Source organism: Catenulispora rubra (assembly GCF_015356825.1).
Classification (GTDB): domain Bacteria; phylum Actinomycetota; class Actinomycetes; order Streptomycetales; family Catenulisporaceae; genus Catenulispora; species Catenulispora rubra.
Window position 1 is genome coordinate 1 of record NZ_JAACYW010000379.1, and the last position, 10,064, is coordinate 10,064.

General features: G+C 70.3%; 9 protein-coding genes and 1 pseudogene. 6 read left to right on the plus strand and 4 right to left on the minus strand.

Translation table 11 applies throughout. The features are described 5' to 3' along the window. The 3 genes and pseudogenes from GWK61_RS49435 to GWK61_RS49445 all read right to left on the minus strand — a co-directional run. Positions 1-295, minus strand: a pseudogene (locus tag GWK61_RS49435) (hypothetical protein); the annotation flags it as partial. 16 nt (positions 296-311) lie between these two features. Further along, on the minus strand, positions 312-1,775 hold the full coding sequence (locus tag GWK61_RS49440) for a family 2B encapsulin nanocompartment shell protein (protein WP_228564248.1): 1,464 nt from the start codon (positions 1,773-1,775) through the stop codon (positions 312-314). A gap of 320 nt (positions 1,776-2,095) precedes the next feature. Beyond that, positions 2,096-2,644 (minus strand): MarR family winged helix-turn-helix transcriptional regulator, encoded by a 549-nt coding sequence (locus tag GWK61_RS49445; RefSeq protein ID WP_194920667.1) that lies wholly within the window; start codon positions 2,642-2,644, stop codon positions 2,096-2,098. A 98-nt stretch (positions 2,645-2,742) separates the two neighbouring features. Here GWK61_RS49445 and GWK61_RS49450 point away from each other — a divergent pair, with 98 nt between their 5' ends. The 4 genes from GWK61_RS49450 (at position 2,743) to GWK61_RS60300 (ending at position 6,807) form a co-directional block, all read left to right on the plus strand. Beyond that, complete coding sequence (locus GWK61_RS49450; RefSeq protein ID WP_194920670.1) at positions 2,743-4,017, plus strand: MFS transporter; 1,275 nt, start codon at positions 2,743-2,745, stop codon at positions 4,015-4,017. Between the two features lie 112 nt (positions 4,018-4,129). After that, positions 4,130-4,471: a DUF5713 family protein gene (locus GWK61_RS49455; RefSeq protein WP_194920688.1), complete on the plus strand. Its 342-nt coding sequence runs from the start codon at positions 4,130-4,132 to the stop codon at positions 4,469-4,471. Positions 4,472-4,563: 92 nt separating this feature from the next. Beyond that, complete coding sequence (locus GWK61_RS49460; RefSeq protein WP_194920672.1) at positions 4,564-5,220, plus strand: O-methyltransferase; 657 nt, start codon at positions 4,564-4,566, stop codon at positions 5,218-5,220. A gap of 525 nt (positions 5,221-5,745) precedes the next feature. Next, positions 5,746-6,807, plus strand: coding sequence for a tyrosine-type recombinase/integrase (locus GWK61_RS60300; protein WP_194920675.1), 1,062 nt, complete (start codon positions 5,746-5,748; stop codon positions 6,805-6,807). A 67-nt stretch (positions 6,808-6,874) separates the two neighbouring features. On the opposite strand, the gene GWK61_RS49470 is transcribed toward GWK61_RS60300, so the two are convergent. Further along, entirely contained in the window at positions 6,875-8,089 is a 1,215-nt protein-coding gene (locus tag GWK61_RS49470) for an acyl-CoA dehydrogenase family protein (protein ID WP_194920680.1), read from the minus strand. 136 nt (positions 8,090-8,225) lie between these two features. Here GWK61_RS49470 and GWK61_RS49475 point away from each other — a divergent pair, with 136 nt between their 5' ends. Together GWK61_RS49475 and GWK61_RS49480 are read left to right on the plus strand one after the other, a co-directional pair. Continuing rightward, on the plus strand, positions 8,226-8,834 hold the full coding sequence (locus GWK61_RS49475) for a TetR family transcriptional regulator (protein WP_194920681.1): 609 nt from the start codon (positions 8,226-8,228) through the stop codon (positions 8,832-8,834). Between the two features lie 341 nt (positions 8,835-9,175). Continuing rightward, complete coding sequence (locus GWK61_RS49480) at positions 9,176-9,991, plus strand: polysaccharide deacetylase family protein (RefSeq protein WP_194920685.1); 816 nt, start codon at positions 9,176-9,178, stop codon at positions 9,989-9,991. The last annotated feature ends 73 nt before the right edge of the window (positions 9,992-10,064 follow it).

Below are 10,064 nucleotides of genomic sequence, written 5' to 3' on the forward strand. Positions count from 1 at the left end.
GCAGCCGACCGACCGCCAGCAGCCGCCCCGCCACCGCCAGCCGGCCCACGTCGTCGGTGTCCGGATGCGCCAGCACCACCAGCCGCCCGAGCCCGGCCGCCGGCCCCGGAGCCAGCCCCACCCCGGCGGCCCACTCGTCCAGTTGCTGCTGCACCGTCGCGGCCAGCGCCGGGTCGTCGCGCACCGCCGGCGGGCAGTACAGCGCCTCGGTCACCCGGCCCGGGCGCCCGGCCTGCGACAGCCGTGCCGCCGCCATGCCCAGTCCGGCGGCCGGCACCGGAGCGATCCTCGCCATCGTCCCCGTCACCCCTTCAGCTCCGCGGCGTCGCGACGTCGACGTTCTCCAGGATCCCGATGGCGTCCGGCACCAGCACCGCCACCGAGTAGTACGCCGTGACCAGGTACCGGATGATCGCCATGTCGGTGATCCCCATGAACCGCACGTTCAGCCCCGGCTCGTACTCGTCGGGGATGCCGGTCTGCCGCAGCCCCACCACGCCCTGCTGGGCCTCGCCCAGGCGCATCGCCACGATCGAGGACGTGTGCCCGTTCTCCACGCCGATCTTGCCGCAGGGGAAGATCGGCACGCCGCGCCAGGCCGGCACCGCGTGTCCGTCGACCATCACCGGGTCCGGATACAGGCCCCGCTTGGTGCACTCGCGGCCGAACGCCGCGATCGCCTTGGGGTGCGCCAGGAACATGTGGGTGCTGCGGCGCATCGACAGCAGGTCGTCCATGTCGTCCGGCGTCGGCGGCCCGGACCAGGTGCTGATCCGCTGGTCGTACTCGGCGTTGTGCAGCAGCCCGAACTCCCGGTTGTTCAGCAGCTCCCACTCCTGCCGCTCCCGGATCTCCTCGATCGTCAGCCGCAGCTGCTCCTTCACCTGGTCCATCGGGTCGTTGTAGAGGTCGGCGACCCGGGAGTGGACCCGCAGTATCGTCTGCGTCAACGACAGCTGGTACTCCCGCGGGGACAGCTCGTAGTCCACGTAGGTGCCGGCGAGTTCGACCTCGCCCTCGTGCCCCGCGGTGATCTCCACGACGGCCTCGCCCTTGGAGTTCACCGCCCGTCCGGTGCGCGCCACGAACTCCTCGATGTGCTCGCGCAGGTAGGCGTTGCCGTCCCGGAGCCGGCGGAAGTCGGCCAGCTGCATCGCCATCAGCGTGCCGCCGGTCGTGGCCTTCACCGTGGCGCTCCACAGCGGATCCTCCTGCAGCAGCACCTCGTCCCCGAGGTGCGCGCCGTCGGTGAGGACACCCAGCAGCGTCGGCTCCCCGTAGGCGCCGATGGTGCTGCGCTCCACCCGGCCGTGCGCCAGGATGAACACCTCGTCCACCGGATGCCCGGCCTCGGCGATGACGTCGCCGGCGTGGAAGTCCCGCGGCGTGAACAACCCGGCCAGCTCTGTTAGGAGGCCGTCGTCGGCGAAGCCGCGCATCACCGGGATCTCCCGCAGCGTCTCCGGGACGACGCGGATGTCGTCGGCGCCGCTCTGCACGAACGCCACCCGCCCGCGCCCCACCGACAGGCTCAGCCGCCGGTTCACCCGGTACGTGCCGCCGGACACCTCCTCCCACGGCAGCCGCCGCAGCAGCCAGCGGGAGGTGATGCCGCGCATCTGCGGCTGCGACTTGGTCGTGGTGGCCAGATTGCGGGCCGCGGCGGTACTGAGGGACAGCGGGGAATCCGCTGGGGTGGGGGCGTCGTCGGCTTGTTCCTCAGCGGTGCGGTCCGGGGTGATCGTCATCGCCGGGTCCTCCTTGTCCTCGCGCATGCCGGTGCCGTAAGGGCTCCCTTCTGAAGTAAGGCGAACCAAAGCCGGCGCACCAGGCCGCGACGCCGTGGCGGATGGCGCGCGGGGATGGCGCGGATCTGCCCGAACGGATGGGTTTCGACGAAAATCCCGAGACGCTGACGCGCGCGCTACGGCGCTCTTGCGGTTTTGCCGACGTTCAGCCACGGCAGGGCGCGCAGGCGGCAGCGCGGAAGTCCCGCCGGCGCGCGCCGACGGGCGGGGGTGAAACAGCGGTCTGCGACGGTCGCGGATCCGGGTTCTGCTTCCCGTTAACCCGTTACCGGCTATTCATGCGCGGCTCATCCGGCGGCCGGGGCGGCTGCGCCTGGGGCGGCGCCGGGGCCGGGGGCGCTCTGGCCGGCGGCGATCTCCTCGGCGCGCAGCAGCATCTTCTTCAGCAGCGCGCTGACCTGCTCGCGTTCGTCGGCGTCGAGGGCGTTGACGATGTCGGTCTCGACGACGGCCTGCAGTTCCATCCCGGCCATCCACTTCGCATGACCGGCCGGCGTCAGCTCGACGTCGACCCGGCGCCGGTCGGCGGTGCCGCGGATGCGGCGCACCAGCCCGGCCTGCTCCAGCACGTCCAGCCGGCCGGTCATGCCGGCGGGGGACAGGAGCAGCTCGGAGGCCAGCTCCCCGACCGTGGCGCGGCGGTCGTCGCGGGCGGCCAGGCGGTGCAGCGTCTGGTACTCGAAGTCCTGCAGGCCGACCTCGTCGTGCATGCGGCGCTTGCTGGTGGCGACGTGCTTGGTGAGGTTCTGGATGCGGGTGATGACCGCCTCGACCGTCTCGTCGTAGGGGGCCTTTCCGCGCCAGCGGGCCAGGTGACGGTCGACGGAGTCCTCCATCACGCCAGTATGGGACGCCCGGCGGTGGTTAGCCAGCGGAAGGTTCGGCGGAGAGTATTTCGTTGACGAATGATTCGGTGGCGAAATACTGTGGCGGCATGATCCGCAGACTCCTGCTCGGCCGCACCGCCGCCGCCCTGGCCACCTCCCTCATCCCCACCACCCTCACCCTGGCCGTCGTGCACGCTGGCAGCGCCGCCGGCGCACTCGGCCTGATCCTGGCCTCCGAATTCGTCCCGATGCTGCTCCTGCTGCCCGCCGCCGGCGTGTTCGCCGACCGCTTCCCGGCCCGCCGCGTCATCCTCGCCGCCGACCTCACCCGCGCCGCCGCACAAGCCGGCATCGGCGCCACACTGCTGGCCGGGGGAGTGGACGTGCCGGTACTGGCCGCACTGGCCGCCGTCACCGGCGCGGCCGTCGCCTTCGGGACACCGGCGGTACGGACGCTGGTGTCGGCGACGTTCAGCGGAGCACAGCGGCAGCGACTCAACGCACGGATGTCGGTGTGGCAGGGACTGGCTCAGTTCGCAGGACCCGGCGTCGCGGGGACGCTGATGCTCGGGATCGGAGCCGGATGGTCCTCGCTGCTGACCGCGGCACTGTTCATCGGATCCGCGCTGACACTCGGCGGGCTTGGTGTGCCAGGACGGCGTGGTCGCGACGTCACCGTCCCGGCGTCTGCCGCTGACTCCGTCTCGGACCTCACCGACGAAAACCCCCGGCGCGCGCCGTTCCTACAGGACCTGCGCGCCGGCTGGACCGAGACCCGCCGCCACCCCTGGTTCATCGCCAACGTCCTGGGCCACGGCATCTGGAACATGACCGCCGGCGTCCTGCTCACCCTCGGACCGGTCATCGCCATTCACCACCTCGGCGGCGGCACCGCCTGGGTCATCACCCTGCAATCCGGCACCGCAGGCATGCTCGCCGGCGTCTGGACCGCAGGACGGCTGCGCCTGAAGCGTCCCCTCATCGGCGTCGCCCTCGGCGCGTCGGCGTATGCGCTGCCCCTCGCTGCGCTCGCCGCCACCGCACCCCTGCCGCTGCTGCTCGCCGCCTACACCGCCGGCATGTTCGGCCTGGGCATCCTGGACCCGCTGTGGGAGACCACCATCCAGCAGCGCATCCCGCCGCAGGCCCTGGGCCGCGTCGGCTCCTTCGACAGCCTCATCTCCTTCGCCGCCCGCCCCCTCGGCCTGGCCCTGGCCGCCCCGATCGCCGCCGCCGTCGGCATGACGCTGCCCCTGGCCACCGCCGCGGTCCTGGTCGGCGGCGCCAACCTCGCGGTGCTGCTGATCCCCGCCGTCCGCGCACACCCCGAACCGGCCGCCGCCCCGCAGCCGCTCGTCACGGCAGTCACGGCAGGAGCCTGAGGTGATCGACCACGGCTGGCTCGCCACCCCGCCGACCTGTCAGAGCCCCGATGCAGAATCAGCGCAGCCACCCGCCAACCCACCACAGCCGCACGCGCAGCCGGAGCCCACGATGCCGATCACCAACACCGCCATAGCCGACTACGAGTTCCTCGCCGAACTCTACGAAGACGACTACTTCCCGAACCACGTCGTCGACAAAGGCAAAGCCGTCCTGGTCCGGCTGTGCGAACGCCTGGAAGCCGACCGCCCCGCCGACCTGGACGCCCTCTACGCACTGACCCAGGCCGCGACCGAGGAGTTCAACGCCCTGGAGACCGAATTCGAGGCCGCCGGCAGCGAGATCGAGACCGTCGCCCGCGAGGAGATCTGCGGGGACGTCTACAACATCGCCGCCGCCTACGGCTTCGCCGACGCCGACCACGAGAAGCTGACGCACACACGGAACTGGTAGCACCCGCGAATGGGCAGCCCCGTCCGCCGAACGCCCCACAAGACGGCGCTCCCGTGCCGCCGGGCGACGATCACCGGCGTATCGTCAGCGTCATGACTCGAGGCTCGATCGGCCTGGACGGCGCGCTCCAGGACTACGTCGTGAACCACAGCACCGCGCTCGACGCCGTCCAGCACGCGCTGGTCGCCCGGACCACCGAGCTCGGCTCGCCGTCCGGGATGCAGATCGGCGCCGAGGAGGCGCAGCTGCTCACCCTGCTGGTGCGGCTCACCAACGCCCGCCACGCCGTGGAGGTGGGGACGTTCACCGGCTTCTCCGCCATCGCCATCGCACGCGGACTCGCCCCCGGCGGCAAGCTGCTGTGCTGCGACGTCAGCGAAGAATGGACGAGCATCGGACGCGCCGCCTGGAAGGAAGCCGGCGTCGAAGACAAGATCGAGCTGCGCCTGGCCCCGGCCGCCGAAACCCTCAAAACCCTGCCGAACGAGGAGTACATCGACTTCGCCTTCATCGACGCCGACAAACCCTCGTACTGGACGTACTACAGCGAACTCCTGCCACGCCTGCGCAGCGGGGGAGTAATCGCCGTGGACAACGTCCTGTGGAGCGGCCGCGTCATCGACGCCGACCCCGCCGAGGAGTCCACACGCCTGATGAAGGACTTCAACGACAAGGTGATCCACGACGAGCGCGTCGACGTCGTCATGTTGCCGGTCGGCGACGGCGTTTCCCTGATTTACAAGCGGTAGGCGCGAAACCGGTGCATCAGGACGCGTAATCAGCATTACACGACAGGGCTTTGCGGTGGTTCGTGACGCCGTGAGAGCCGTTCTGGGCGAGACGCTGTGATCGACGACGATTCTGGCGCGCGCCAGAACGGCTCTGACAGAAGCCGACCGAACCTCGGCGACCAGCCGAGTCACTCGCCGGCCGCGTGACGGATGCCGATTTCCACTGACGATGATCCATTGCTCAGATCGGCGATCCACGCACAGATGATCTAGAGCAGGTTCCCGGAGTTCTCCAGGAAGCAACGTGCGTCAAAACGTGCCCGAAACAGCCTCCAAGCACCCCTCTCAACCCCCTCCTGCGATTGCCCGATAATGTACATTATGTAAAGTTGGCCACCGCCCCACGGGTCCCCCGCAAGGACCGCCGCATTGAGCCCCCATCAGACAATCGCAGCACCCTCACACACCACCGAAATCCCCGCGCCCCGGTGACTTCCAGACCGCCGCGGCGCCGTTGTCCCCGCGGTCTGATTCGATAGATCAGTGGCCGCCCCCAAACCGTTCACCCCGATCTCCGTCGCCGAAGCCGTCCGCCGCTACCGCGACGCCCTGCACCTGCGCGTGGCCACCGGGGCGCTGTCCCCGGCCACCCGCGACGCCTATGCCAGGGACCTCACCGAGGCCGCCACGCTGCTGGGCCTGGACAAGACGCTGGACGACGTCGAAGCCGAAGACATCGAATACGCCCTGGTCCGCATCGCCAACGCCCCCGACCGGCGCTACACCCGCGGCCGCAAGGCCGGGCCCGGCGGCGAACCGGCGCCCGGGCGCGGCCTGCAGGCCCGGGCCCGCTGGACCGCCGCCGTGCGCGGCCTGTTCGCCTGGGCCGCCGAGCAGGGCTACATCCGCGCCGACCCCATGCCCAACGTCTCCCGCGTCCGCGTCCCCACCCGCGCCGTCGGCGCGCGCCTGGGCCTGACCGTGGAGCAGGCGCAGGCGCTGCAGGAGACGCCGCAGCTGGCGGCCTCCACGAAGGAGCTGCGCGCCGATCAGCGGCTGACGTTCCGCGACGAGGTGATCCTGCGGCTGCTCACCGAGACCGGGCCGCGGGTGGCCGAGCTGTGCGCGGCGAACATGACCGACGTCCGCCAGCACGAGCTGACCGGCATGCCGGTGCTGCGGATCCGCAGCGGCAAAGGCGGCCGCAGCCGCGACGTGCCGATGTCCGAGACGCTGGTGGCGCTGCTCGGCGAGTACCAGCAGCACGAACGCCCCACTCCCCCGGCCTCCGACCCCGAAGCCGACCGCGCCGATGCGGCGCGCGCCCTGGTGGTGACGATCCGTGGCCGCCGGATGACCGCACGCGACGTGCAGCGGATGGTGGAGCGCCGGGTGAAGCAGATGCCCGCAGACCTGCGGCGCGCGGTGACACCGCACGGCCTGCGGCACACCGCCGCCACAGTGCTGCTGCGGCAGGCCGGCGCCGACGTGGGCACCGTCGCGGACATCCTGGGACACTCCGACGTCGGCACGACCTCGGTGTATCTGGACCCGTCGGCAACGGCCGCAGCGGAGGCGTTGCAACGCTCCCCGCTGGCTCAGTGAGCCTGGTGATCGGGGCGAGCGGGGCGTGTTGTTGGCGGCGCGGCTACTGACTCGGCTGCCGGACCCGCTACCGGATCGCCGCCCCGGATATGGTCCGCGCGATCACCAGCCGCTGGATCTCGCTCGTCCCCTCGAAGATCGTGTAAATCGCCGAGTCACGGTGCATCCGCTCCACCGGGTACTCCCGCGTGAACCCGTTGCCGCCGAGGATCTGGATCGCCTCGGCAGTGACCTGCTTGCAGGTCTCGGACGCGAACAGCTTCGACATCGACCCCTCGGCCGACTCGAACGTCTTGCCGTTGCGAGCCATCCAGGCCGCACGCCACACCAGCAGCCGCGAAGCATCCACGGACGTCTTCATGTCGGCGAGCTTGAACGCGACGGCCTGGTTCTCCACGATCGGCTTGCCGAACTGCACGCGCGTCTTGGCGTACTCCAGGGAGTACTCGTAAGCGGCGCGGGCAATGCCCACAGCCATCGCGCCGACGGCAGGCCGGGAGGCCTCGAAAGTGGCCATGGAAGCGTTGCCACGGCTGGACTTCCCTTCGCGGGCGCGCGCCAGCCGGGCATCCAGCTTCTCCTTCCCGCCGAGCAGGCACGAGCCGGGAATGCGGACGTCGTCCAAGACGACTTCGGCGGTGTGCGAGGCGCGGATGCCGTGCTTCTTGAACTTCTGACCCTGAGCCATGCCGGGGGTGTTCGGCGGAATGATGAACGAGGCGTGGCCGCGCGTGCCCAGGTTCGCATCGACGGTGGCGACGACGACGTGGACGTTGGCGATCCCGCCGTTGGTGGCCCAGGTCTTGGTGCCGTTCAGCACCCACTCGTCCTTGGCCTCGTCGTACACGGCGCGGGTGCGCATGGCGCCGACGTCGGAACCGGCATCAGGCTCGGAGGAGCAGAACGCGCCGAGCTTGACGTCATCCGGGGTGCCGAACATCTGCGGCACCCACTCGCCGACCTGGTCCGGGGTGCCGTTGGACACCACCGACACCGCGGCAAGTCCGGTGCCGGACAGCGCCAGGCCGATGCCGGCGTCGCCCCAGAACATCTCCTCCATCGCGATCGGGATGCCGAGACCGGACTCGTCGAACCACTGGTTGGCGTAGAAGTCGAGCGAGTACAGCCCGGCCTTGGCCGCCTCCTGCAGGATCGGCCAGGGCGTCTCCTCCCGCTCGTCCCATTCGGCGGCGGCGGGCCGGATGACGTCGGCGGCGAATCCGTGGATCCAGTCCCGCAGCTCGATCTGGTCCTCGGTCAAATCCAGGGAGAACCCGGTCATCGTCTCGTTCACTGTCCTTCGGGTCTGGGGTCGCTACCGGCTGGGGGGTCGCTACCGATGGGTAACCTCGGTCGCCGCTAGTGTGTTACCGGCGGTAACTTCTGTCAAGATGGCGATCACACAAGGAAGGGACCCGATGGCGACCGACGCAGCTGAAGCACGGGCCTCCCGCCGAGGCCCCCGCCGCACCAGGGAGTACCTCCTGGACGCGGCTGAGCGCGTGGTACTGCGTGAGGGCCCGTCGGCGTCGATGAATGCGATCGCGGCCGAGGCCGGCATCTCCAAGCCGATCCTGTACCGGCACTTCGGCGACAAGGCCGGGCTGTACGTCGCCCTGGCCGACCGGCACATCGAAACCCTGCTGGCGCTGCTGCGCGAAGCCCTGACCCGGCCGGCGACCCGGCGCGAACGCACCGAGGCCGCGATCGACGCCTGGCTGCGCCTGGTCGAGGGCAACCCGGCGCTCTACCGGTTCCTGGTGCACCGCGGCCAGGCCGAGGAACCCGAGGTCCGCGACCGCGTCGCGATCTTCCAACGCCGGCTCGGAGACGCCCTGGCCATAGGCATCGCCGCGGAACTGGGGCTGCCGGAGGACCAGTGGCCGCGCGCACAGGCCTGGGCCCACGGCATCGTCGGCATGGTGCAGGCCGCCAGCGACTGGTGGCTCGACGAGCAACCGTTCGGTCGCGAAGACCTCACACGGCACCTGGCCGACCTCATCGACGGCGCCTACGCACACGCTTAGGCACCCGCCTTCGCGGGACGCGGGCCATACGTAGGTCAGGCGTAGATCCCCGCCTGGACACTTACCTGCCCGCGCTCCAGGCACTCCGCGCCGAAACCGGCTTCGCCCCTGATGACAGCGCGAAAATATGCCGCAGACGACCGCGGCGGAGGCGGCGCGCGCCCTCATCAGGGGAATAATTTCCTTCAGAAAGTCTTCAGAGAACTCAACCCCGCGTCGGCCTGACGCGTCCCATGGGCGTGAACGTTTCGGGTCCTGATCCTCAAAACCTCCTGCGCGGCACCGGCATTCGGCTCGACCGCGGAATATCGCGACGGCTGATGTTGAGCGCCGGCGGAATCATGTTGCTGAGTGCCTGCTCTTCGAACAGTGACAAGTCGGCTACAGCCGGTGCGACCTCCTCCGGCACCCCCGACCCGCGCTCGAAACCGACCGGCGGCGCGCCGTTCCCCGGCCAGAGCCCCAGCGGCGACCCCTCCAGCGCCCAGGGCGACTCGCACACCAACACCTCCGCGCCGCCGGACAACACCCCGCCGGCCGGCGCCACCGGGCAGGACCCGCCCCCTCCGGCCGGCACCCCGCAGTTCTACGTGCACGAGGGTGACAAGGCGATAGCCCTGACCATCGACGACGGCCCCAGCTCGAAGTACACGCCGCAGGTGTTGGCGTTGCTGGCGCAGTACAAGATCGCGGCGACGTTCTGCATGATCGGCGAGAGTGCCGACAAGCACGCCTCGCTGGTGGCCGAGGTCAGCGCCGCAGGTCATCTGGTGGCGAACCACACCTGGACCCACCCGAACCTGTCGAAGATGACCACCGCGCAGGTCACCTCTGAGATCGAGCGCACCAACGACGCCATCACCCGCGGCGGCGCCAAGCAGCCGGTGCTGTTCCGCGCCCCCGGCGGCAACTGGTCCCCGACGGTGTTCCAGGTCTGTACGCAGCTGGGCCTGCGGCCCCTGGACTGGTCCGTGGACCCGCGCGACTGGTCCCGCCCCGGCGCCGACCACATCGTGCAGAACGTGCTCGGCCACACCAAGACCGGCTCGATCATCCTGGAACACGACGGCGGCGGCGACCGCTCCCAGACAGTCGCCGCGCTGCAACAGTTCCTGCCGAAGCTGCTTGAGGCCGGCTACCACTTCGTCCAGCCGTAGCACGGGCTGGCGTAGCCGGGCGGTGGCTGAGATCGTGGGTGCCGGTGCTTGGTTGGCGGGGAGGGTTCTGGGG